Source organism: Hymenobacter arizonensis, from assembly GCF_900115775.1.
GTDB lineage: Bacteria > Bacteroidota > Bacteroidia > Cytophagales > Hymenobacteraceae > Hymenobacter > Hymenobacter arizonensis.
Genome location: NZ_FOXS01000002.1, coordinates 196492 through 220909, shown reverse-complemented (window position 1 = coordinate 220909; position 24418 = coordinate 196492). Strand labels below are relative to the sequence as shown.

18 protein-coding genes and 1 riboswitch are annotated in these 24418 nt (G+C 62.9%); of the genes, 12 read left to right on the top strand and 6 right to left on the bottom strand.

The features are described from left to right. Positions 1-38 precede the first annotated feature (38 nt). Entirely contained in the window at positions 39-614 is a 576-nt protein-coding gene (locus BMZ66_RS07435; RefSeq protein WP_092670683.1) for a sugar O-acetyltransferase, read from the top strand. 198 nt (positions 615-812) lie between these two features. Here the strand turns inward: BMZ66_RS07435 and BMZ66_RS07430 are convergent, their stop codons facing one another. Beyond that, a complete protein-coding gene (locus tag BMZ66_RS07430; RefSeq protein ID WP_092670681.1) occupies positions 813-1265 on the bottom strand; it encodes a hypothetical protein in 453 nt (150 codons plus the stop codon). 160 nt (positions 1266-1425) lie between these two features. On the opposite strand from BMZ66_RS07430, the gene BMZ66_RS07425 reads away from it, so the two are divergent. Further along, positions 1426-1875, top strand: a complete 450-nt coding sequence (locus tag BMZ66_RS07425; protein WP_143080099.1) for a hypothetical protein — start codon at positions 1426-1428, stop codon at positions 1873-1875. A 21-nt stretch (positions 1876-1896) separates the two neighbouring features. On the opposite strand, the gene BMZ66_RS07420 is transcribed toward BMZ66_RS07425, so the two are convergent. Further along, on the bottom strand, positions 1897-3132 hold the full coding sequence (locus BMZ66_RS07420; protein WP_092670677.1) for a hypothetical protein: 1236 nt from the start codon (positions 3130-3132) through the stop codon (positions 1897-1899). 114 nt (positions 3133-3246) lie between these two features. Here BMZ66_RS07420 and BMZ66_RS07415 point away from each other — a divergent pair, with 114 nt between their 5' ends. Together BMZ66_RS07415 and BMZ66_RS07410 are read left to right on the top strand one after the other, a co-directional pair. Beyond that, entirely contained in the window at positions 3247-5592 is a 2346-nt protein-coding gene (locus tag BMZ66_RS07415; protein ID WP_177204635.1) for a TonB-dependent receptor, read from the top strand. A gap of 2 nt (positions 5593-5594) precedes the next feature. Then, the gene (locus tag BMZ66_RS07410; protein WP_092670673.1) at positions 5595-6161 is read left to right on the top strand and encodes a hypothetical protein; all 567 of its coding nucleotides are present in this window, start codon (positions 5595-5597) and stop codon (positions 6159-6161) included. A gap of 743 nt (positions 6162-6904) precedes the next feature. Here BMZ66_RS07410 and BMZ66_RS07405 read toward each other — a convergent pair. Together BMZ66_RS07405 and BMZ66_RS07400 are read right to left on the bottom strand one after the other, a co-directional pair. Next, entirely contained in the window at positions 6905-9244 is a 2340-nt protein-coding gene (locus BMZ66_RS07405; RefSeq protein WP_092670671.1) for a T9SS type A sorting domain-containing protein, read from the bottom strand. A 629-nt stretch (positions 9245-9873) separates the two neighbouring features. Continuing rightward, complete coding sequence (locus BMZ66_RS07400; RefSeq protein WP_092670669.1) at positions 9874-10326, bottom strand: GNAT family N-acetyltransferase; 453 nt, start codon at positions 10324-10326, stop codon at positions 9874-9876. 133 nt (positions 10327-10459) lie between these two features. On the opposite strand from BMZ66_RS07400, the gene BMZ66_RS07395 reads away from it, so the two are divergent. Beyond that, entirely contained in the window at positions 10460-11833 is a 1374-nt protein-coding gene (locus BMZ66_RS07395; RefSeq protein ID WP_177204634.1) for a PQQ-dependent sugar dehydrogenase, read from the top strand. 53 nt (positions 11834-11886) lie between these two features. Here the strand turns inward: BMZ66_RS07395 and BMZ66_RS07390 are convergent, their stop codons facing one another. After that, positions 11887-12162, bottom strand: a complete 276-nt coding sequence (locus BMZ66_RS07390) for a hypothetical protein (protein WP_092670665.1) — start codon at positions 12160-12162, stop codon at positions 11887-11889. A gap of 308 nt (positions 12163-12470) precedes the next feature. Here BMZ66_RS07390 and BMZ66_RS26025 point away from each other — a divergent pair, with 308 nt between their 5' ends. After that, complete coding sequence (locus BMZ66_RS26025; protein ID WP_234795017.1) at positions 12471-12626, top strand: hypothetical protein; 156 nt, start codon at positions 12471-12473, stop codon at positions 12624-12626. Between the two features lie 2 nt (positions 12627-12628). Next, entirely contained in the window at positions 12629-14059 is a 1431-nt protein-coding gene (locus tag BMZ66_RS07385; protein ID WP_234795016.1) for a sensor histidine kinase, read from the top strand. Positions 14060-14105: 46 nt separating this feature from the next. Here the strand turns inward: BMZ66_RS07385 and BMZ66_RS07380 are convergent, their stop codons facing one another. Further along, entirely contained in the window at positions 14106-15113 is a 1008-nt protein-coding gene (locus tag BMZ66_RS07380; RefSeq protein WP_092670661.1) for a cation diffusion facilitator family transporter, read from the bottom strand. 439 nt (positions 15114-15552) lie between these two features. On the opposite strand from BMZ66_RS07380, the gene BMZ66_RS07375 reads away from it, so the two are divergent. The 5 genes from BMZ66_RS07375 to BMZ66_RS07355 all read left to right on the top strand — a co-directional run bounded on the left by BMZ66_RS07375 (position 15553) and on the right by BMZ66_RS07355 (position 24234). Further along, positions 15553-16884: an Nramp family divalent metal transporter gene (locus BMZ66_RS07375; RefSeq protein WP_092672863.1), complete on the top strand. Its 1332-nt coding sequence runs from the start codon at positions 15553-15555 to the stop codon at positions 16882-16884. Positions 16885-17059: 175 nt separating this feature from the next. Continuing rightward, the gene (locus BMZ66_RS07370) at positions 17060-19519 is read left to right on the top strand and encodes a TonB-dependent receptor (RefSeq protein WP_092670659.1); all 2460 of its coding nucleotides are present in this window, start codon (positions 17060-17062) and stop codon (positions 19517-19519) included. Between the two features lie 257 nt (positions 19520-19776). After that, a complete protein-coding gene (locus BMZ66_RS07365; protein WP_092670657.1) occupies positions 19777-20631 on the top strand; it encodes a transporter in 855 nt (284 codons plus the stop codon). 50 nt (positions 20632-20681) lie between these two features. Further along, a riboswitch (cobalamin riboswitch) is annotated at positions 20682-20905 on the top strand. 160 nt (positions 20906-21065) lie between these two features. Then, entirely contained in the window at positions 21066-23075 is a 2010-nt protein-coding gene (locus tag BMZ66_RS07360) for a TonB-dependent receptor (protein ID WP_092670655.1), read from the top strand. 82 nt (positions 23076-23157) lie between these two features. Continuing rightward, complete coding sequence (locus BMZ66_RS07355; protein ID WP_092670653.1) at positions 23158-24234, top strand: YncE family protein; 1077 nt, start codon at positions 23158-23160, stop codon at positions 24232-24234. The last annotated feature ends 184 nt before the right edge of the window (positions 24235-24418 follow it).

The following is a 24418-nucleotide window of genomic DNA, read 5'->3' as shown; positions in this document are numbered from 1 at the left end:
GTCCCCATCTTCCCAATCGTAAGCGACGCGCCCTCCCGATGAAGACGGAAAAAGAAAAAATGCTCGCCGGCGAGCCCTATAATGCCCAGGACCCGCAGCTGGTTGCCGAACGCCGGCGCGCCAGCCGCTTGTTTCAGGAACTCAACCACACTTCGGCCGACGAGCCAGCGGAGCGGGCCCGCCTGCTGGAGGAATTGATTCCGCATACGGGCACCGGCCTGGACTTGAACTCGCCTTTTTATTGCGACTACGGCACCAACATTCGCCTGGGCGACCACGTGTTTTTCAACTTCAACTGCACCATCCTGGACGTCGCCCTCGTTACTATTGGCAGCCGCACCCTGTTTGGCCCCAACGTCCAGATTTATACCGCTACGCACCCGCTCGATTACCAAACTCGGGCCGCGGGCCTGGAAGGAGGCGAGCCAGTCGTCATCGGCGATGACGTGTGGGTTGGCGGCGGTGCCATTATCCTGCCCGGCGTCACCGTCGGCAGCCGCACGGTTATCGGCGCGGGCAGCGTCGTGACGAAAGACCTCCCCGCCGATGTCGTCGCGGCGGGCAACCCCTGCCGCGTCATCCGGAAACTGTCGCACACGGGCCCTCAGGTCTGAGAGCAATTAGGGCGATTTTTAAGTTAGTGTATAGCACGTTCAGCCGCGCGTTCAATCGCGTTTCAGTAGCGCGAACTCTGTAGTTCGCGTCCCCGCGCCGTTCGGGTGTCGTTCTGGGACGCGAACTACAGAGTTCGCGCTACTGAACGCGCTGTAGTCATCAGGTTATAGGAGAATTAATGCCTTGTAAGCAAGTATTTACATGCATTCTTGGAACACAATCGGCTCGGTTTGGGCCAGGACCACGCTACGCCCAGGGGCGGTGTTGCGATGCAGGTAGAAATAGCAGGTAACGGGACGTTTGAGCCGGTCGTTGCGACGGATGGCAGCCACAGGGTAACTCAACGTAAGCGTGTCGTGGCGAGCCGTGATTGTGGCCACGCCCAGCGTTCCGTCGGAAAAGGTCATCCGCGGGTCAGTGCTTTGAAACTTGATGGACACGGCAAAGCCATATTCTGACTGCTCAGCCTCGGCCAGGTGGTAGGCCAGCTTGGCACGAATGACCGACTTCGGAGTTAGGGTAGTGCACGGTGGCTGGTTGAGCGTCAGCAGCGTGATGGCGTTGCCCGAAGGCGCTTGGGCAGCCAGCAAAGCGGCCAGACTGGCCAGCATCAGGATAGTGTACCCGGCACCGAAGTAGAAGGATTTCATAAGGGGAGCAGTAGAGGAAACGGCGCACTATCAGCGCACGGATAAGGGCCGGCGAAAGGTACTCCAGCGGCCGAGCTTAGGTCCAAAGCAGCCTGGAAGGTGAAACGAAGCTATGTTTGTTGAGCAGCCGTTTCGTTAATCTTCAAATGGTGCCTGTTGCATGTGTGAAGCGTGTTTTGTGAAGGGCATCCATCGGTTTTCATCCGCCGACGTCTTTGCTAAGTTTGAGCAGCAATTGCTAGGCACCAACCTGCAAGCGCAAGGGCGGCCGGCATACTGGCCGGTGCCGGCACCGCTCACGGCCTTCGAGCCCGAGGCTTTCTACCGATGCGGCACCTGCCACCAAATCTGGGCGCTGGCCGCGCCGGATAACGCTTGGCGCGGGTATTTTTTGCCGTTGGAAGCTGTGCGGGCCCACCAGCGCCAGCGCCAGCGCAGCGACGCACGCATTAAGTACTATGTGCTGGCGATGGTGACAGCTGTGTTGTGGTTGATATTAACGCCGCTGGCGAAGGTCGATGTTACTCAATTAAGCACGGCCTTCTTCCCCAACCAGCAAAAAGTAACGGCCCACCCGCTTGCGCAGGTGGGCCGTTGGCGTAATTCCTAACAGTTGGGCTTTCGCTCGGCGTTAGTGCGTGGCGTCGCTCTCGTAGCCCAACACAGTCAGGCGCACGGGGCGGGCGCTCACTTTGTGCTTGACCACGGTGGTGAAGTCGTCCAGCTTAATCTGGTGTACTTCGCCCAGGGCGGGCACGGCGATGTACGCAAACCGGTCGGTAGCTTCCAATACCGGCTTGAAGCTGTCGGCCGCTGGGGTGGCCGGAATCACGTTCCCTTCCTTTCTGAGGGCACCGGTGGCCAGGTTGTACACCCGCAGCTTGCCATCGAGGCTCAGCACCAACAGGTTTTTGCCCGCATAATCGGTTTTGGCTTGGATGGCGTCGGTGCCGGTGTAAATCGGCGTGAGCTGGTTGCTGGTCAGGTTAACCATGTAAGCCCCTTTGGCATTCGAGTAGCCAATGAACTTGCGCGCCTCCTGGGCGTAGAGCACGGTGCCCAGGCGAGCCGCCCCGAAGCCGGCAGGGTTCGGAATAAAGCGTTGCTGGCCGTTCTTGTTCACCACCAGGATGCCACCGTTGGCATTGGCCGTGGTTTCCCAGGCGCCAAACACTGCGTCTTCGCCGTCGGATGCGTTGCCGTGGATGGCCCCCGTTTGCAACGTGGATGCGTGCACTAGAGCACCGGTCTTGTTGATTACCTGCACGCGGGTGGGGTTGGCCCCGCTGGCGCTGGCCGTCGTCACGGCGTAGGTGTCGTTGCTGTAGTGCGCCATGGCGCCGTGGTGGGGCAGCAAGCCCGCGTTGATGACCGTGAACTGGGCGCCCGAGTTGTGAAAAGACGGCTCGTTGGCTACGCTGAGCGTGCCGTCGCCGTCGTTGAAAATGAGTGACTCGGTGCCCTTGCTTTTGAAGTGCGACGGGCGGGCAGCCGTGGACTGGATGGTGCCCCACTTGGGCGAGCCTTTCACGTCGACGTGGTCGCCGTGCCATTCCAGGCCGGTGTCAAACATTTTCACCAGGTTTTGCGAGCCGTACATCACCGCGGCAAAACGGCCGGAAGCCGTGGGGTACAGCGTGCCGAGCGGGAAATCGGCATCGACCGAGGTAATGGCGGCATCGCGCGGCACAATCTGCGTGAGCTTATTGCTTTGCTCGTCGGCCACCAGTACCCGCACGTAGCGGAATTCTTTGCCCGCGTCAACGTCGGCCGGCGTGGCGTCTTCTCCGTCTTTCTTACAAGAGGCCAGGGCCATGGAGGCCAGGAAAGCCAGCGCTAAATTTTTAGGGGAGAGGAGGTGCTGCATGAAGGTGGGGTAAGTGTAGAATGAGAGTTTGTGTAAACCGAGGGCAATATTACCGCCGTTAGTCTTACTTTTGCAACAATGATGCAATAAAATAACTCGCTTTTGTTCTCCTTCGTGCCTTCCATCTCCCATCTAGTACTCTGCGCGCTTTGCTTATTTAGCTTGGTGGGTGTCCCAGGCGTAGCCCTGGCTCAGAGCTGTTCTTTGCAGCTGTCGGGCACAGTGGCCAGCCAGGACAACGAAACGCTGCCGGCCGCATCGGTTCGAATTATTGAGCTTAATATCAATAGTATAACTAACAATGAAGGCTTCTTCGACTTAGCGGGTTTGTGCCCGGGTACGTACCACGTAGAAGTGTCTTACCTGGGCTTTGCCCCGGTGGTGCGCACCGTAGAGCTGACGGTCGCTACCAAGCTCACCGTTGCCCTGATGCCAGTAGCCAATGCCCTGAACGAGGTAGTGACCACCGGGCAGCGGCAGTACGATACGCCGCTAGCGCAACAAAGTGTCTTAGAACATAAAGCCCTGGCCCTGACGCGTGGGCAGTCCCTGGGCGAAGCTCTGAAAAACATACCGGGGCTGAGCACCATTCAGACGGGGCCGAGCATCGTGAAGCCGGTTATTCATGGCATGCACTCCAACCGGGTGCTGATTTACAACGCCGGCGTGCGCCAGGAGGGCCAGCAGTGGGGCAGCGAGCACGCCCCGGAAGTAGACCCCTTTGTGGCCAACCGCGTGACAGTGGTGAAGGGCGCGGCCAGCGTCATGTACGGGGCCGACGCCGTGGGCGGCATCATCTTGGTCGAGCCCGCGCCGCTCGACTACCGGCCTGGTTTGCGCGGCCGGGTCGAGTCGGTGCTGATGAGCAACAACGGGTTGGGGGCGCTGTCGGCCACGGCCGAGGGCGCGGCGCCCCACGGCCTGCTCAGCTACCGCGTGCAACTCACCACCCGGCAGGCCGCCAACGCCCGCACGCCCGACTACTACCTCAAAAACACCGGCTTCCGCGAGTACAACGGCTCGGCGGCGCTGGGCTTTGCCAAGGGCGCGTTCACGACCGAGCTGTACGCCAGCACGTTTAACACGCACCTCGGGATATACGAGGGCGCGCACATCGGCAACACCACCGATTTGATGGCCGCCATTGAGCGCACCGAGCCGCTCATCAAGGGCGATTTTTCGTACGCCATCGGGCGACCCTACCAGCTGGTGGGCCACCACTTGGTCAAGTTCAAAAGCAGCTACGACCTGCCCCGCGTGGGCCAGCTGCACTTGCAGTACAGCTACCAGCGCAACGACCGCAAAGAGTACGACCTGGTGCGCCAGGCCTACGAAAACGAGTACCAGCTGCGCTTCGACCTCACCACCCAGGCCGTAGATGCCTACCTCGACCACGTGAGCGTGGGCGGCCTGCGCGGGAAAATCGGGGTGAATGCCCAGCACCAGCAGAACTACTACGACGGGCGCTACCTCATCCCGTTCTTCACCAGCTACAACGCTGGGGCCTTCGCCACCGAGCGCTGGACCAGCGGCCGGCTCGAACTGGAAGCCGGCGTGCGCTACGACCAGCGGCACATGCAGGCCCGGCTGCGCCAGGTGCCCACCGACCAAAACAGCCCCGAAATCCGCCCCGCGTTCGACTACGCGCAGCTCACGGGCACGGTGGGCGCGGCCTACCAGCTGCCGGCCGGCTGGCGGCTGAACGCGGGCGCGGCCAAGGGCTGGCGGCCGCCGTCCATCAACGAGCTGTTTTCGCAGGGCGTGCACCACAGCAGCGCCCGCTATGAGCTCGGCGACCGCACCCTGGGAGAAGAATCGACGCTGAACCTGTACGGCGGCGTGGCTAAAACTGGCCCGCGCCTCAACGGCGAGCTGAGTTTCTACCACAACACCCTCGACAACTACATCTACCTGCGGCCCGGCAGGGAGGCCGTGCTCACGGTGCGCGGCGCATTCCTGGCCTACAACTACGTGCAGGTGAACGCCGAAATCTACGGCACCGATGCTTCGGCCAGCTACCGCCTCACCGACTGGCTCAGCGCCTCGGCCAAGTACTCGGCGGTGCGGGCCTACAACCGCCAGAGCGGCCAGCACCTCGAGCTGATTCCGGCTGACCGGGTGTCGGGCGGCCTGACCCTGAGCCTGCCGGACTGGGCGCGCTTCGCCGACAACACGCTGAGCGTGGCCGTGGTGCACACGGCGCGTCAATGGCGCGTGCGCGCCGACCAGGACGTGGCGCCCCCGCCCGCGGGCTATACCCTCTGCAACGTCGATTTCAGCACCGAAGCCCGCCTGCTGGGTCAGCCCATGACGCTGAGCCTAAGCGCCTACAATCTGTTCAACACCACCTACCGCGACTACCTCAACGCCTTCCGCTACTTCGCGCCCGAAACGGGGCGCAATGTGGCCCTGCGGCTCGCGGTGCCCTTCGGTCATTCCTCATCCACTTCTCCTAAGTAACCATGCGTATCCTGCCCACTTCCCTTTTTAACACCTGCTTGCGGGCTACCGCCCTGCTGGCCCTCGGGCTGAGCAGCTGCTCAAAAGACGAAACCCCGCTGCCCGCCGTGCGCGAAAACGAGCTGATAACTTCCGTCCGCCTGAAGTTTGTGAACCAGGCCAACCCCGCCGATGTGAAGCTGGCCACCTGGAAGGACTTGGATGGCGAGGGTGGTAATCCGCCCATTATCGACGCCATCAACCTGCTGCCAAACGCGGTTTACACGATGACGGTGGACGCGGTTCTCAACGAAACGTCCTCTAAAAGCGAGGACGTGACTGCTGAAATTGTCCGGGAAGCCAACAATCACCTGTTTGTGTACAAGCCCACCGGGGCGAGCCTCACCGTCGCCGTTACCGACAAGGACGCCAAAGGTCTGCCCTTTGGCCTGCAGGCCAACGCTACTACGGGCGCGGTCAGCACCGGCAGCCTGCGTGTGGTATTGCGCCACCAGGTAGGCACCAAAGACGGCACCGAAACACCCGGCAGCACCGACATCGACACGACGTTTCCGGTCACTATTCGCTAGTGAGCTGACTAGCGGCGTTACTCCGTTCTGGGGCAGTGGCCTCGGTATTCCCCTGGAATCTGCTCATTCGTATGGGTTTGGGTGCTTAATTTCCAGCCAGTGGTCGGGGTGGTCTAGCGGTTCGTAGCCGAAGCGTTGGTAGGGGGTGTGAGCGTCGAAGGCGGCAAGCCAGGGACCAGAACAGCCGCCCGAGCGCGTGAAAACGAGAGAACTAGGCCTGAAAAATCAAGGTTTTTAGGCAGCTACGAACGCAAATACCCTATTTGAGAGGCCAACCAAGGAGTTCTGCAACAGCCACGGTCAATTCGGTACCGCGTGGCAGTTATGCAAAGCGGTCAAGGCGCACGGGTGGTAAGCCGTTCTTGCCAGCCCGCCGGATAGCGCGGAGTACCCATTCCGCACTCCGGTGCCCCTTCCCCGACTTGTGGTATCCGTCTGACCTTCAACGCCGCGACCAGCGGTCGCGGCCCGGGCGATGGGGCCGCCGTGATGGGTCTTGCACCTGTGATGGGCCGCTGGGAGGGCCGCTTCCGGCGCCGGTGACCGAACCGGCGCCGGGCCCTTGCCCAAACCCCTCGGAAACTCCCCGGCGAACGCTTCGCGCGGGCCCACGGCGGCGAAGACGCGGTGGGCCGCGAGGGGAAAGGCTTGGTCTTCATGAATGAACACCGCCCGTAGAGAGCCCCTTTAAAAGTCCTGCTGGCCCGGCCAACAGGCTTGGGTTGCCGGGCCAAAGGGTGACCCTAGTAGTTGGCGAGGACCAGGCGCTGCGTGGCCACGCCCTGGCCGGCGGCGTTGCGCAGCACCACGTGGTAGAGGCCGGGGGCCAGCGCGGGCAGCCGCAGCGGGGCCGCAGCTTCGGTTACGGCTTGCTGGCTTACCAGCTGGCCCAGCTGCGAGTAGGTGAGCACCGTGCCGCCAGCCGCAAGGTTGGGGCAACGCACCATCACGGCCGCGGCTTCGGTGGCCGGGTTGGGGAACACTTCCAGGCGCGGAGCCGCTGCGGCCGGCAGCCCCACGGCCACCGAAATGACGGACGAAAAGACCTGGGTGCCATCTACATCCACTTGGCGGAGGCGGTAGTAGAGCAGGGCTACGCCTTGGGCGCCGGCGTCGGCGTCGCGCAGCTGGTAGGCTTGAGCGCTGGAGGTATTGCCGGCGGCCTCTACCTGGCCCACGGCCCGGAACGCCGCGTCGCGGCCGGTGGAGCGCTCCACCACAAAGTGGCTGCTGTTGCGTTCGGTGGCCGTGGCCCAGTTCAGGGCAGCAGCGCCATTGGTCCAACGGCCGCGAAACGAGGTGAGTTCGACCGGCAACGGCGACCCCACCCAAAAAATGGGCACGTCTTCGGCAAACGCGTAGTACACGCGGGTGTTGGAGACCACCGCGGCCAGGCTGGTCACCGTGAGTTGCACGTACGCAAAATCGCGCGAGGCCAGAAACGAAACCCGGAACAGGTCGCTGGTGCCCAGCAGCGTGGTGCTCAGCAAAGAAGAACCGGATTTTGACTCGATGAGCCGATTATCCGCGTCGTAGGTCGCGACAGTCAGGCGTTCCAGGGCGGTCAGGTCCAGTAGGCCGCTGCCTTGGCTGATGACCATGCCCACCCGGTTGCCGGCGCGCCCGGTGCCCCGCAGCCGCAGCTTCAGGCTGGCCGTGGCCGACGTCGTGAGGGGGTTCGCCAGGGTCAGCAAAGAGGATAGATTGAGCGCCCCCAGGCCCAGCGTGTTGAGTTGCGCGTAGTTGGTGGTGATGCGCGTAGTCGGAATAACGGCATCGGCCGCGAGTTGGGGGTTCTCGACGTTGGAGAGGGTCAAGTTCACATCGCTGCTCACAATGAAGGGCGGCACTCCGATATTCAAGCGAACCGATATGGCCTGCGGGGCACTGGCAAAGTAATCGGTATTGGCCTGCGGGGCCGAGAAATCCGACAGCACGGGGGTGCTGTTCACGAAAAAGGTGGGGTCGAGGCCGAACGCGTAGTACACGTGCAAGTCATCGACCGCCGTGAGCAGCCCCACGCGCGCAATGCGCACCCCATCGAACGGCTTGCCCGCCCCCGTTTTGAACGAGACGTGGGCCTTGTTGCCGGGCAGCAGCGTCAGGTCGAGCAGGCCGAACCCCGTCCGGGTTTCCACCGGCGTGTTGCCGAGGTAGGTGGTCAGTTCCAGGCCGCTGAGCACGCCGACGTCCAGCAGGCCCGCTTGCCCAATGACAAAGCCGGCGTGGTGGCCGGCGGGCACTCCCCCGGCGGGGACTTCCGCCAGCAGGGCCTGCACCTCCGGGCGGCACGCCACCCCCACGGTGCTGCGCAGGGTGGCGAAGTTGGTCAGGTCATTGTCGGCCACGCGCTCGGGGTTGGTCACCCGGGCGTTCACGCAGAGCACCGCCGTGGACACTGCGGCGCTGTATTCCCGGTTCGCGACGGGGGCAGCAAAGCGCGACAAGTAACCAGTGGCGCGGGTCTGCACGCCCGGCGTTACCCCGTAGGCGTAAAAAATGTTGAAGCTACGGACCACGTTGAGCGCCGACACAAATTCGATTTCGACGGCGTCGAACGACAGCGCCGAGGTAAATTCCAGTTGCGTGGGCAAGTCGTTGGCCCCCAGCGCCGCCTGTAAGAGGTCGAGCCGCACCACCTTTTGTTCGCGGGGGGTGGGGCCCGCGCTGGTCAAGTACGTGCGGAGCGTCACGGCGCCCAAAACCGCCAGGTCGAGCGTACTAGACGCGTTGGCCAGCACCACGCCGGCCCGGTAGCCCGCCGGCGCTTCGCCGGCTAGTTTCAAGCGCAACGCCACGGGCACCCCCACGTTGAGGCGGCCGTCCGTCTGGAGGGTAGCAAAGGTGGAAAAATTGCCGTCGGCGGCATTCACCCCGGCCGTTACGCTGCCGCCCGCGGTGGCCGTTGCCGGTTGCGTTACCTGAAACACCCCGCCGGTAGAATAATAGGCGGGGAGCGGGCTTTGGGCGGACACGGCCAGTGCCCGAGTCACCATTTCGACGACCAAGGCCGCTACGAACCACGTCCGGAACCGCACGAGCCAAACGGAGAACAGGGCGAAATCTTTTATAGGATGTTGCATGGCCGGGTAAAAATTATTTGGGTCCTTGGCAATGTGCCAGTTAGACCGTCGCAACTTTGCCGCCAGCCCACTCCCCACAGGACCGTTGCCTAAGCGTCAAGCAGATATAGTTTTACATCTATTGAATAGTACTCTCGCTTTGGGATGTTTGTCCTAAATTGGGAAACAGGGCTGGATGGGCCGCAATCCAAGGCGCCATTTAGTTCGTATGTGCCCCGTTTCGCCCCCCTTTTCAGCCTCCCGGACGCAGCGGCGAGTGCTTGTACAGTTTGGTTTCTCCCCGGTAATTGCCAGCCGAGACGGCCCAGGCGTGCCGGTACCCCCGGGAACCCGCTGGGCCCTGACCGACGACGCCTCAACCCGCCTGGCCCTTTCCTCGCTCCTGCAGGACGTTCGGAAAAGGGCCCCGGTGTAGCAGGTGTTTCAGGCCGCCCCTCCTGCGGCGTGGCTGCGCCGCGGGGCGTCGGGCCGCAGGGTGGGCGGCGCGACGCCCCAGCTTGTGCGGGCGATGGCTTCCTAAGGGGTAGCAACACGTGGACAACCGCAGGGCTAGGCTTCGGAAGCAAAGGCGAGTTGCGGGTTCAGCGAAACGTGAATTTTTTTAAACCACCCATCCATTTACAACCCGCTCACCCGTAGGGGTTGGGGTGCTTGATTTCGAGCCAGCGGTCGGGGCGGTCCAGCGGTTCGTAGCCGAAGCGTTGATAAAGAGTATGCGCGTCGAAGGTGGCGAGCAGGTGGCGGCGCAGGTTCTGCAGGTCGGGGTGGGCCAACATTTGTTTTACCAGCCACTTGGAGAGGCCGTGGCCGCGGAATTCGGGCAGCACGAACACATCGCAGAGCCAGGCAAACGTGGCCCGGTCCGTCACCACGCGGCAAAAGCCGGCCTGGCGGCCATCGGGGGCGTACAGGCCGAAGTTGAGGGAGTTGGCGATGGCCCGCTCCACGGTGGCCAGGGGAATGTGGCGGGCCCAGTACGAGTCTTCGCTCAGCCAGCGATGAATGGCCGCTACGTCGAGCCGGGCGGGGTCGGTGCTGAGGACGTAGCCGGCGGGGTGGGTTTCAGTGAAGAAGGCAGACATGGGCGCAGGAAGGAGTGAAAGCACCCGCAAGCTACAAAAGCAGGGGAGGGTCGGGCCGAACATCCGCCCTGCCTGGCGTTTCGTTTGTTATGGCAATACGCTTGAGTCCTGTCCACGCTTTTTGCCTACCGCTATGAAATTTCTACGCAATGTCACGCTGGCTTTGTTGGCTGCGCTTCCTTTTGCGGCACGCTCCCAAGCTCCGGCCCTCACCACTTTCTCGGTCGGGAGCACCACGGTCACCGCGTCGGCCCTGGCCACCAACCTCGACCACGTGTGGGAGCTGCTGTGGGGCCCCGACAACTTCCTGTGGATGACGGAGCGCAGCGGCCGCATCAGCCGCGTTGACCCCGCCACTGGCCAGGTGCTGCCCCTGCTCACCCTGCCCGACGTCACGCCCGTGGGCGAAAGCGGCCTGCTGGGTATGGTGCTCGACCCCGATTTTGCCGCCACGCCCTACGTGTACGTGGTGTACAACTACACCGAGGCGGGCAGCCTAAAGGAGAAGCTGGTGCGCCTCACGTATTCCGCCACGGCCAATACCCTGACGGCGCCGTTGGTGTTGCTCGGCGATATACCGGCTACCACCACGCACAGCGGTTCGCGCCTGCTCATCCTGCCCGACCGCACGCTGCTAATGACCACCGGCGACGCCCAACTTCTTCCCGAAGCTCAAAGCCTAGCCTCTCTCAACGGCAAAATCCTGCGCCTGAACCTCGACGGCACCGTGCCGGCCGACAACCCCACGCCGGGCAGCCTGGTCTACACCCTAGGCCACCGCAACCCCCAGGGTCTGGTGCGCCTGCCCGACGGTCGCCTCTACAGCTCCGAGCACGGACCTAACAACGACGACGAAATCAACAAGATTGAAGCCGGCCGCAACTACGGCTGGCCCAGTGTGGAAGGCAATTGTACCACGCCCAGCGAGCTCGCCTTCTGCGCCGCAAATAACGTGCGCGAACCCCTCACCACCTGGACGCCCACCATCGCCCCGGCCGGCCTCACTTACTACGACCACCCGGCCATACCCGGCTGGCGGGGCAGCTTGCTGCTCGCCACGCTCAAAAACCAGCAGCTGGTGCAGCTACCCCTCAGCCCAACCGGCGACGACATCACGGCCCGCACCGAATTTGTGACTAATGCCTTTGGGCGGTTGCGGGCCATCTGCGTGGCGCCCAGCGGCGCCGTGTACCTGGGCACCAGCAACGGCAGCACCGACCGAATCATTGCCCTCGAAAACCGCTCTTTTGTAGCCACCGGCACCCGCGCCGCGTCGGACTTTTCGTTCAGCCTGTTTCCCAACCCCGCCCGGCGCCAGGCCACCGTGCAACTGCCCCAGCCCAACGCCCTGCTCACGGTGCGCGACCTGTTGGGCCGTGCCGTGCTCACGCGCCGCGCCACTGGTACCACTGCCACGCTGGACCTGAGCAGCCTGCGCCCCGGTGCGTATTCGCTGCAGGTTCAAACCGCTTTGGGCAGTGCCACGCGCCAACTGGTGGTGGAGTAGCGTACGGGATTTAGAAGAAAATTCATCGTTTTCATGAATGGCGTGGATGCGCCTTACAGAAACGCTAAAAAGGTAGCCACGGCCTGGCTTTTTTCTGGTTCGTTAAAAACGTTTAGTTGCTCTTCTCCTATTAATGGGTCAATCACGTGCAGGTCGAGCCATCCGTAACTCCAGAAATCAAAGGTGCCCATCAAGCCTCCTGATTCGAACTCAACCCGCTCCAAATTGCCAAAATCGCCTTTCTCGAAGGAACTATAGGAAAGCGAGAAACCTGATAATTGGGGTTCTATTTCGTTTTGGAACCAAGCAAGTGTATAGCGAGTGGCCATTAGGCAGCAATAGCTGGTGAGAACCTTAGGATTGCTCAAAAATACCATCTGTTACGTGAGCCAGCCTTTCGCTGAGCCCTCCCCAAATATCAGTAAGGAGCTGGTTTTGTGTTGCCACCAGAAGCGGACAGAAGCCGGGAATCTCCCGAGGTGGAGGAAGCCCGTTACCGCTCGTAACCCGCTTGGGCTGCACATGAATGCTGTGCCCGTAAAGGCTCCGCTTTTCACCGTAGATTGCCTGTCCAAATCTCAACTTCTTTAATGGATTGCCACCCACGTGCAGGGCTTGCGGGGTGGCTCCGGTCCTGATGTGCTATTCCTACTTGTTGGCCCTGCAATGGCTGGCGGCCCCTGCTGCGAGACAAGCTCAGGTGCTGAGCCAACGCCAGGCCCGCTACCGCTGCCACGAAGCCTGCGCCTACCAGCCGTGGGGCTGCTTCGTTGCCTTCACCATTGCCGGGTAGCCATGTTCGCCAATATCACCGACTACTTCATTCCCACCGATTTTGCGGGCAGCCTCGACCTGCGGCGGCGGGTGCGCATCATCATCAATACCATGCTGCTGACGAGCTTGTTCTCGCTCAACTTTATGGTGTTGTGCTGGTGGGCCAATTTGATGCCGGGCTTTTACGTATTGCTATTCGGCGTCGTCAGCTTTGTGCTGCTGCCATTTGGCTACCGCGCCGGGTGGTTTTCGCACGTAGCGCTGGGCTATTGGTTTCTGTTCATCGGCTACCTCACCGTGGTGGTCAACTCGGTGTATCAAGGCGGCTACTACGCGGCCACTACCTGGTGGCTGGGGCTGTGCGGCGTGATGGGCTCCTTTCTGCTAGGCCGCCGGGCGGGACTGGTTTTCTTTGGCCTGGGCCTGGCCACAGCCGTGACCTTGTGGCTGCTGGAGCAGCAGCATTACGTGTTTCCGAACCTGGTGCCGGCCGACAAGGCCCAGTTCTGGCACCTCGACATCCTGGCCGGACTCATGCTGATTTTGCTGGTGGTGGCGCTGGTGTTCGACAACATCAACAACACCACCATGCGCGTCATTAGCGCGCAAAACGACCTGCTCTCGGAGCGCACTGCCCAGCTCGAGCAGTCGCTGGCCGACTTGCGGGCCACCCAGGCCCATCTGGTGCAGAAGGAGAAGATGGCCTTTCTGGGCGAGCTCACAGCCGGCATCGCTCACGAGCTGCAGAACCCGCTCAACTTCATGAAAAACTTTGCCGAGGTGAGCACCGGACTGGTTGACGACATGGGCGGCACCCGCCCAGGCAGCGCCGGGCTGGAGGGCGAAATTCTGGCCGGGCTGAAGCAGAACCTGCACGAAATCAGCCAGCACGGGCAGCGGGCCACGGCCATTATCAAGGGCATGCTGGAGCACTCGCGCGCTGGCACCGGTCAGCGCGTGCCCACCTCACTCAACGCGCTGGTGGAAGACAGCCTGCGCTTGGCTTACCAGGGCCTGCGGACCAAAGACCGTGACTTCAGCGCCCACCTGACCCCCACGCTGGACCCGGCCCTGCCCTTGGTGGCGGTGGTGCCGCAGGACCTGGGTCGGGCGCTCATCAACCTGCTTACTAATGCCTTCTATGCCGTGCGCCAGCGCCAGCAGGCGGGCGAGGCCGGCTACCGCCCCGAAGTGCGGGTGCACACCAGCGCCGGGCCGGGCGGCGTCGAAATCCGCATCACCGACAATGGCCCGGGCATGAGCGCGGCCGTGCAGGCGAAAATCTTCCAGCCCTTCTTCACCACCAAACCCACGGGCGAGGGCACGGGCCTGGGCCTCTCGCTTTCCCACGACATCATCGCCCAGGGCCACGGCGGCACCCTCCACGTGGAAAGCCAGGAAGGCCAGGGCACGACCTTTCGCGTGGGCCTTCCCTTAAATGGATTGTCTTAGCAGCCGCCACGCTAAAGGCTGCTTTATTCGAATCCACGAATAGCCTTTACCGGCTTACCCTCACGCCTTCTTCCAGCGTGTGCCGCTGGTTCCTCACGGCGTTGTGCAGGTCCCATTTCACCTCGTGCTTGAGGGGGTGTTGCCGCACGGGGCAATCGGGCATGAGGCACAACGAGCACGCGGCAAACGTGCAGGGGTCAGCGTGCACGAACATCTCGACCTCCACTGCAAATCGGGCCCGGATGAGCTCTTCGATGTCGTGCAGCTGGGTGTGCACCTGCTCCAGGGTGAAGTAGTAGGGCATCTGCATGTGGCAGTCGATGTGCAGGTTGGCGCCGTAGCGCTGCACGCGCAGGTTGTGCACGTCTATCCAGGGGGCGCGGCGCTGGGCCTGCAGCTCCGCGATTACCTCCGTCACGGTGGCGGTATCGGTTTCATCCATCAGCCCCGAGATGGAGCGGCGGAGCATGCGCCCGCCATTCACCAGGATGAAGCCGCCCAGCAGCAGGGCAGCGCCGGCGTCGAAGCGGACCTCGCCGGTGGCGGCCACCAGCAGCAGGGCCAACGAGGAAACAATGGACGTGAGCGCATCGATATAGAGGTGCTGGCCATCGCCCACCAGGGCCAACGATTTCAGCTTCTTGCCGTTGCGCACCAGCAGCAGGCCCACGCCCAGGTTCACCACGGCCGTGCTGGCTAACAGCAGCACGCCCCAGTCGGGCCGGGCCACGGGCTGCGGGGTGAGCATGGCCAGCCCGGCCTTATAGAGAATGTAGGCGCCGGCCATCGCAATCAGTCCGCCCTCGAAGCCCAGCGACAGGTTTTCGACCTTGCCGTGGCCGTAGGGGTGGTTTTCGTCCTTGGGCAGGCTGGCCAGGTAGATGCTGTAGAGGGCAAACCCGCTGGTGAACACGTTGATGATGCTTTCCAGCGCATCGGTGAGCACCACCTGCGAGCGGGTGAGGTAGTAGGCGTAGAATTTCACCGCCACCAGCACCACACTTACCACGAGGGACAGCAGGCCGAGGCGGCGTTTGATTTGGGTCGGCGTCATGCGAAAGGAATATCAGGGCAAAGGTCGGGCACGCGCAGTAAGAACCTATCCGAATCGGTCGTCAGAGGAATGGTCATGCCGAGTGCAGCGGAGGCAGCTCGCGTGCCGTAGTAGCCCTAAACGTTAGCTGCGCTGGGCTTTGATTCGACGCGACGAACGGAATGTCACATTGGGCTGGGCCTGACAACTTGTTAAAATCAACTTAGAAATCCCCGGAAACGTCCGCAACAAGTGTGCTTAACAAGTCGAAAAACGCCGCCAAAAGCTAGCCGTAACACCAGTGGCCAAAAACATAATCCAGCGGTGAAACCTTTTTTTAGTTTTGCTGTATTTAAGGCAGTCGAAAAATATTTTTAGGTGAGCCTAAAAATAAAGTATCTTTGCTTTAAATCAACTGCTTAACGTGCCTCCTTCTACTGTAACTGATACCAAGCAGCCCGTGCCCGACGCCGGCTGGCGGCGCGCCCGCCAAGGCAATTCCCTGAGCGAGGTGTACGCCAGCATACGCGTGCCGGCCGCCGATGCCTCGTTCTGGCGCAAGCTGATGGCCTTTTGGGGCCCCGGCCTGCTCATTGCCGTGGGCTACATGGACCCCGGCAACTGGGCCACCGACATTGCCGGCGGCGCCCGCTACGGCTACACCCTCCTCTCGGTGGTGCTGATTTCCAACTTGTTTGCCATGCTGCTGCAGCATCTGGCCGCCAAGCTGGGCATCGTGACCGGCCGCGACCTGGCCCAGGCCTGTCGCGACCACTACTCCCGGCCCGTGAGCCTGGTGCTCTGGGTGCTGTGCGAAATCGCCATCGCCGCCTGCGACCTGGCCGAGGTCATCGGCTCGGCCATTGCCCTGAACCTGCTATTTGGGCTGCCGCTGGCCTGGGGCGTGGTGTTCACGGTCCTCGACGTGCTGGTGGTGCTCTACTTTCAAAACAAGGGCTTTCGCATCATCGAAAGCATTGTGGCGGGGCTTATTTTCATAATTTTCGGGTGCTTCGTCTACGAAATCGTGGCGTCGAACCCCGACTGGCTGGCCCTAAGCAAGGGGCTGATGCCCCGGCTCGAAATCGTGACCAACCCCGCCATGCTGTACGTGGCCATAGGCATCCTGGGCGCCACCGTGATGCCGCACAACCTCTACCTGCACTCCAGCATCGTCCAAACCCGGGCCTTCCCGCAGGACGAGCCCGGCAAACGCTCGGCCATCAAGTTCGCTACCATCGACTCCACGGTGGCGCTGTTCCTGGCGTTTTTCGTGAACGCGGCCATTCTCGTCACGGCCGCCGCGGCCTTCCACGGCAAGGGCTACGAAAACGTCGCCGACATCACCGATGCCCACAAGCTACTCACGCCGGTGCTCGGCGCCGGGGCGGCCAGCGTGCTGTTTGCCGTGGCGCTGCTCGCCTCCGGCCAAAGCTCAACCCTCACCGGCACCCTCGCCGGCCAGATTGTGATGGAAGGCTTTCTCAACCTCAGGCTCAAGCCTTGGCTGCGGCGGCTCATCACGCGCAGCATCGCGGTAGTGCCGGCCCTGTTCGTGACCATTCTCTACGGCGAAAAAGGCACTGGCCAACTGCTGGTGTTAAGCCAGGTAATTCTGTCGTTTCAGCTCAGCTTCGCGGTGGTGCCGCTGGTGCTTTTTACCAGCAACAAGGCCAAGATGGGCGTGTTCGTGAACAAGCCCGTGGTGAAAGTCGTGGCCTGGGTAATATCAGCGATAATCATTGCGCTTAACGTTTTTCTGCTCTGGCAAACTTTCACGGAGGGGGCGTAGGAGGGCGCGGACGTCCGCCTCACCCCGTGCCCCCTCTTCGATGGAGAGGGGGCACGGGTAATGCACGTGTTGAGAATCGTCAGGCTCCCCCTCTCCACCGGAGAAGGGCCGTGGCCGGCAGGGGCCGGGGGGGGTGAGGCGAATCGTTGAACTACACCGCATTAGAAAGAACTATATGAAAGCATTACTCCTCTTTCTACTCTTACTCCCAACCCTGCTGCGGGGCCAAACCGGCACCCTAACCGGCGCCATCCATGACGCCAAGCACTCCGCCGTGCCCTTTGCCAGCGTGGCCATAGTAGGCACCGGCCTGGGCGCCACCGCCGATGCCGCGGGCCGTTTCCGCCTCCCCAACGTGCCCGCGGGCACCCTGCGCTTGCACCTAAGCGCCGTGGGCTACACCGCCGCCGAGCGCGACACCACCCTCGCCGAGGGCCAGACCCTAAACCTGCAGCTGCTGCTAACCGGAGAGCCCGCCGTCCTCAACGAAGTAGTGGTAACCGGCGTGAGCCGGGCCACCGAAATCCGTCGCAGCCCCGTACCCATCGCCACCCTGGCCCGGCGCGAAATCAACCTCAACGCCAACACCAACGTGATTGACGCCGCTGTGCGTGGCATTCCCGGCCTGAGTGCCGTTACCACCGGCCCCAACGTATCGAAGCCCTTCATTCGCGGGCTGGGCTACAACCGCGTGCTGACCCTCTACAACGGCCTGCGTCAGGAGGGCCAGCAGTGGGGAGACGAGCACGGCGTCGAAATCGACGGCTATGATATTGAGCGTGTGGAAGTAGTGAAGGGCCCCGCCAGCTTGCTCTACGGCTCCGATGCCGTGGCCGGCGTGGTGAACCTGCTGCCCGGCCTGCCCAGCGGCCCCGAAGGCCAACTCGGCGGCGAAGCCCTCACCGAATACCAGAGCAACAACGGCCTAATCGGCAATTCACTGGGTTTGAACTACCAGAAAAACGGCTTCCAAACTAGCTTCCGGACCAGCCACCGCCTGGCCCGCGACTACCGCAACCGCGTCGATGGTCTGGTGTATAACACCGGTTTTCGCGAGTTCAACCTCACGGGCATGGCCGGCGTGGTGAAACCCTGGGGCAGCTCGCATTGGTACCTCACCCTCTACGACAACCAGCAGGAAATCCCCGACGGCAGCCGTGACTCGCTCAGCCGCGCCTTTACCCGGCAAGTGGCCGAGAGCGAGCTCGACGACATCAAAAACCGCCCTCGGGTAGGCCGGGGCGAGCTGAAATCCTACGCCATTGCGCCCCTGCACCAAAGCATTCGGCACTACCGCATCTTCACCAAAACGCAGATGCAACTGGGCAGCGGGCAGCTCAACCTGTTGCTGGGCGCCCAGCAAAACCGCCGCCGCGAGTTCAACCACCCCACCGCGCCCGCCCAGCCCGGCCTGGCCCTGGACCTGACCACCTACACCTACGACGTCCGCTACCACCTGCCCGCCTGGCAGGGCCTGGAAATGAGCGTGGGTAGCAATGGCATGGCGCAAGTGAACCGCCACCAGGACGCCACCGATTTCCCCATTCCCGACTACAACCTGCTGGACGCCGGCACCTTCCTACTCATCAAAAAGCCCCTGGGCAAGCTGGAGCTCAGCGGTGGCCTGCGCTACGACACCCGCCTCGTGACCTGGGACGACTTCTACGTGGCGCCCAACCCGCGCACCGGGTTCGAGGGAGCCGCTGGGCCCCGCACAGCCGATGCCGAACTGCAGTTTCCGGCGTTTCAGCGGCGCTACCAGGGCGTTTCGGCCAGCCTGGGCGCGAGCTACGTGGCCACCGAGCAACTCACCCTGCGCGCCAACCTGGCCCGCGGCTACCGCGCCCCCAACATCCCCGAAATCGGCTCCAACGGCCTCGACCCCGGCGCCCATATCGTGTACCTGGGCAACCGCAGCTTCCAACCCGAATTCAGCTGGCAGCAAGACGTGGGCATGCTCTGGCACCAGCCCACGCTCGACGCCAGCGTAGAAGTTTTCCACAATTATGTGGAAAACTTCATCTACCAGGCCCGCCTGCTCGACGCCGTGGGGCAGCCAGTGGTCATCGTGCCCGGCAACACCACCTACCAGTTTCAACAAGCCGCAGCCCGCCTCTACGGCATCGAGGCCAGTTTAAACGTGCGCCCGGCCGCCTTGCCCTGGCTCGCCCTAAGCAGCAGCATGGCCCTCGTGAACGGCCAAAACGAAGACGCCAAGCTTGTGGAAAACCAAGGCAATGCTGCCCGCTACCTGCCGCTCATCCCGCCCCTGCGAGCCCGCGCCGAAGCCCGCGCTACCCTGCCCGCCCGCGCTGGCCGCCTCACCGGTACCTACTTCCGCGCCTCCCTCGACGGCAGCGCCCGCCAAAACCGCTTCTACGCCCTCGACAACACCGAAACTGCTACGCCCGGCTACGCACTGCTGGGCCTGGGCGCCGGCACCACGTTCCGCACTCGCGCCGGCCGCGAAGCCGTGCAACTGTTCCTGCAAGTCGACAACGTGCTCGACGTCGCCTACCAATCTCACCTCAACCGCCTGAAATATTTTGAATACTACGAGGGTTCGCCGAACGGCCGCTCCGGCATCTACAACCCCGGCCGCAACGTGAGCGCGAAGGTTGTGGTGCCATTTTAAGCTTCATCCATTAGTTAATTATCGGTCATCATGTAGCTACGGGCCGTCATGCTGAGCGGAGTCGAAGCATCTCGCGTGCAGCAGTAAACTCTATCGCCTGTCATGCTGACGAAGGAAGCACCTTGTCATGCATGAACACATCGTGCTGACCTGATAAGATGCTTCGCAAGCTCAGCATGACAGACGATTAGAACGGGGATAAACCGACACCTGGTGAGCCAGCTTGGCCTAAATAAAAGCAGTTGCGTAGAAGCGGCATGAAACAAATTCTCTGGTGCTTGTGCTTTCTTCCACTGTTCTGCCAAGCTCAGCAGCAATCAAAGCCTACGGTTTACGATTCGGCCCACTATAGCTGGCGCAAGCCCGTGCCCCGCAACCGCCTGCGCGAGCTGCAGCCCGACCGGCCCGGCGTCACCGAAAGCCCTTTCACCGTTGATGCTGGCCACCTGCAGGTGGAAATGGATGCCGTCCGGCTCCGCAACAGCGGCAAGGGAAATGATGAGTTGAGCCGCGAATTACGGATGGCCTACACCATGCTCAAGTTTGGCCTGGGCCGCCAAACCGACGTGCAGCTGGAGTTTCCCATGTACACCGTGGCCAAGTCACGACCCGCTGGCACCAGCGAGTGGGAGAGCCGCAACGCGGCTTTCGGCGACCTCATGCTCCGCGTCAAGCACAATTTCCTGGGCCACGAGCAAGACGGCTCGTTTGCCTTGGCCGTGATTGGGCTGGTGCGCCTGCCCAGCGGCGGGCGGGTAGGCCAGGGCGGGCGCGAATACGGCATGATAGTCACCAGCGACATTGAGGTCAGCGACAAAGCCAACCTGGAATTTCAGCTTGCCAGCGACCTCAACTACGACCGTGAGAAGGCCGGCCGCTACTTGCAGTTTACGCCCTCCGTGGCTCTGGAATACGACTTTACCAAAAAACTAGGCCTCATCACCGAAGGCGTGGGCCAATGGAATACCCTGCAGCAGCGCTGGGAGGCTTCCTTCAATATTGCCCCGCTCCTGAAGCTTACGCCCAATGTTCAGCTCGACGCCGGCACCCACATTGCCCTGAACCGCCTGAGCGACAAAGAGTACTTCGTCGGCATCACCGTGCGGCGATGACAGTAGCGCGGTCGTACCCAAATACCGCTGACTGAGTCAGCGCTACTGCCTATCTTTGTCCCCGTCAAGGTGCCAAACCCCAATCGCGGGGCGCGGCTGAAAAGGGAATCCGGTTCAACGCCGGAGCTGTCCCCGCAACTGTACGCTCCATATCGGGGTGGGCCCACATGCCACTGTTCGCCGCTGGTTTCTCTTTGAAAACCAAGGCAAGGAATGGGAAGGCGGCCCACTCGGCGGAGCAAGCCAGGAGACCTGCCCGGACATTCACAGGTTCAGCATTCGCGGAGGACGGATGGAGAAAGAGAGCAGCAGCGGCCTTCGGGTGGCTGGTTTTACAACTGTTTTTCGGCCTCGGCCCGGCAGTGGTTTTCTTCGCTTGAAGGCAGCCACGAGGGGTTTTGAATCGAATTTTCTTTATCGAAAATTTGATTCGGATGCATTTTTTTAATTTCGGACGCGCTGCCTGGCGGCGTGGCCTGCTCTGGGCGCTGCTGGCGGGCCCGGGCGTAGCCGTGGGGCAGCAGGTGCCCGGCCCGGCTGCCGCGCCGCCCGATTCGGCCCGCCTCAGCCAGCGCCAGCACCGCCTCTCCGAAGTGCAGGTGCGCGCCGTGGGCCCCGAGCGGTTTGCCGTGGGCAGCCGTCGCTTCGAGCTCGATTCGGCCGTGCTCGCCCAGTACCGCGGCGGCAACCTGGCCGACGTGCTGCAGGCCCGCACGCCGCTCATCCTGAAAAACTACGGCCCCGGCCAGCTGGCCACCATTGCCCTGCGCGGCACCTCGGCTCAGCACACCGCCGTGCTCTGGAACGGGCTGAACATCATGCTCCCCACGCTGGGCCAGAACGACTTCGCCCTGTTGCCGGTAGGGACCAACACCCGCGTTTCAATTCAGCCCGGGCCGGCCGCGGCGCTCTACGGCAGCGGCGCCGTGGGCGGAGCCGTGCTCCTTAACAACGACCCCGACTGGCGGCCCGGCTCCCGCGGCAGCGCCCAATTCGATGCCGGCAGCTTCGGGCTGCTGGGCGGCAGCCTCGAAGCCCGCACCACCACCCCCACCGTGGCCGTGCGCGTGGCCGCCAGCTACCGCGAAGCCCAGAACAACTACTCCTACGTGCTGCGCGAAGCCCGCGGCCCCGTGCGCTACACTCTCCAAAACGCCGCCCTGCGCCACCAGTGGAGCATCAGCCCCGACGTGGCCTGGCGCGTGGGCACAGCCGGCGAGGTGACCGCCGCCGCCTGGCTCACCGACGCCGACCGCGAAATACAGTCGGGCGTGAACGTGGCGGGCAGCGAAGCCCGCGAGCGCGACCAAAGCCGCCGCTTGGTGCTGGGCTATCGCCACTTGGCCGCCCGGCAGCAATGGGCCGTGCGCGGCGCCTGGTTCGAAGACATTATCAACTACCGCGACCGGGGCACCCCCAGCAATTCGCGCGTGCGCACCACCCAGGCCCAGGCCGAGCACACGTCTGCTCTGGGCGCCCGCGGCAGCCTGCGCCTGGGCGCCGAAGCCCAGCACTTTGCCGCCCTGGTGGGCGGCTACGGCTCCGAGACCATCACCGAAAACCGCGCCGCCGCCTTCGCCCTGTTGCGCTACGACCCCCGCCCAGGCCTGCGCCTCTCCGCCAACCTGCGCCAGGCCGTGCTGCCTGCCGGCCTGGCCCCGCTCACGCCCACCGTGGGCCTGGAATGGGACCTCCTGCCTGCCCCAATCGATACGCTCACCAACTCACCAACTCACCAACTCACCGCCAAAGCCAGCGCAGCGCGCAGCTACCGGGCGCCTACCCTCAACGAGCGGTACTGGCTGCCGGGCGGCAACCCCTCACTGCGCCCCGAGTCAGGCTTTGGTTCCGAAGCCGGACTGCGCCACCGCCTGAGCTGGGGCCGCCGCACCACCCTGGAAACCGAGCTTACGGCCTTCCGCCAGGACGTGGACGACTGGGTGCAGTGGCTGCCCACGGCCGGCACGGGCATCTGGAGCCCGCGCAACCTGCGGCAGGTACGCAGCCAGGGCCTAGAGGCCAGCACGGCCCTGCGCCGGCGCCAGGGTCATTACACCGGCAGCGCGCAAATGGCCTACCACTTTACCGACACCCGCAAAACCCAGGGCTCCACCGCCGACTCCGACCCCGTGGGCGTGCAGCTGGCGTTTGTGCCCCAGCACCAGGCCAGCTTCGCCACCGACCACCGCTGGCGCGACTGGCTGGTGAGCGGCACGTTTGTGTTCACCAGCTTCCGCTACACCAGCGCCTCGGGCACCGATTTCCTGCCCGGGACCGGGCTGCTTGGGGCCACGGTGGGGCGCACGCTGCACGGGCCAGCGGGCACCAGCCTGCTGGTGCTGGTACAGGCCGCCAACCTGCTCAACCAGGCCTACGACAGCTACCCCGGCCGGCCGGCCCCGCCGCGCACCGTGGGCGGCAGCTTGCGCCTGAGCTGGAATTAAGCCGATGGCAGGCCCTGGCCTTTCTACCTAAACCTCTCCATTTCTTATTTTTTATTGCCGGCCAAGGCCGGTGCTTCATTTCATGAAAAAACAGTTTGTTCCTTTCCTTGCGGGGCTGGCCTTGTTGGCTGCCTGCGACCCCAAAGCTGCCGAAATCGTTCCGGTGCCGGAGCCGGCCCCCACTACGGGCGTATTCGTGCTTAGCGAAGGCCGGTTTGGCGCTGGTGATGGCGCCGTAAGCATATTTGACAAAGCCTCCAAGACCCTGAACGTAGATGCCTTCGGCAGCGCCAACGGCGGCGCCAAGCTCGGCGACGTGGTTCAGAGCATGGGCGTGCAGGGCAACCGCGGCTACATCGTGGTCAACGCTTCTAATAAAATTGAGGTGGTGACCCTGCCCGATTTCAAGACGGCCGGCACCATCAATGGGCTCGACCAGCCTCGCTATTTCACCTCCACCTCGGCCACCCGGGGCTACGTCACGGAGTGGCGCGGTCCCTTCACGGGCTACCTGCCGGGCGTGCTCAGCATCCTCGACCTCAGCACCAACGCCGTAATCCGGAGCGTGCCCGTGGGCCGCAACCCCGAGCAGCTGCTGGCCCTGGGTGGTAAAATCTACGTACCCAACAGCCTGGACAATACGGTCACTATCGTTGACGAGGCTTCGGCCGCCGTGTCGTCTACCGTCACCTTATCCGACGGCCCCTCGAGCATGGTGGCCGACAAAGACGGCAACGTATGGGTGCTCTGCTCGGGCTTCGTGACTTACCTGAGCACGCCGCCCTTCACGGCTACCCGCGTGTCCAACGGCGCGCTCATCCGCTTCAGCCCTAACAGCCCGGCCACTCAGTTCAAGCTCACGTTCCCGGCTACCGGCGGTCCCAGCAAGCTGCGCATCAACCCGGCCAAAGACCAGCTCTACTACGCCTTCGGCGGCGCCGAATATCAGATGAGCACTGCGGCCACGGCCCTGCCCACAACGCCCTTCATCCGCCGCAGCTTCTCGGGCTTTGCCATCGACCCGCGCGACAACACGGTATTTGCAGCGGTTGCGCCCAGCTTCAGCACCAACGGCCGCTTCATCCGCTACCAGGCCACGGGCGTGGCCATCGACTCTTTCGAAGTGAAAGTGGGCCCCAACGGCTTCGTGTTCTACTAAACCTACTCTTCTACCAATTCCCTCTACCAAATTCCCCTCTACCGAAGCTCTCCTAAATTCTGCAAAAAAGGAAAGGCCCCTACCGTACGGTAGGGGCCTTTTTTTGTGCTTTGGCAATGAAGTGGTGCGCACTCGCGAGTAGCACGTCGTGCCGAGCATGCGCGGCGAGCTGTCTCAGTCGCGA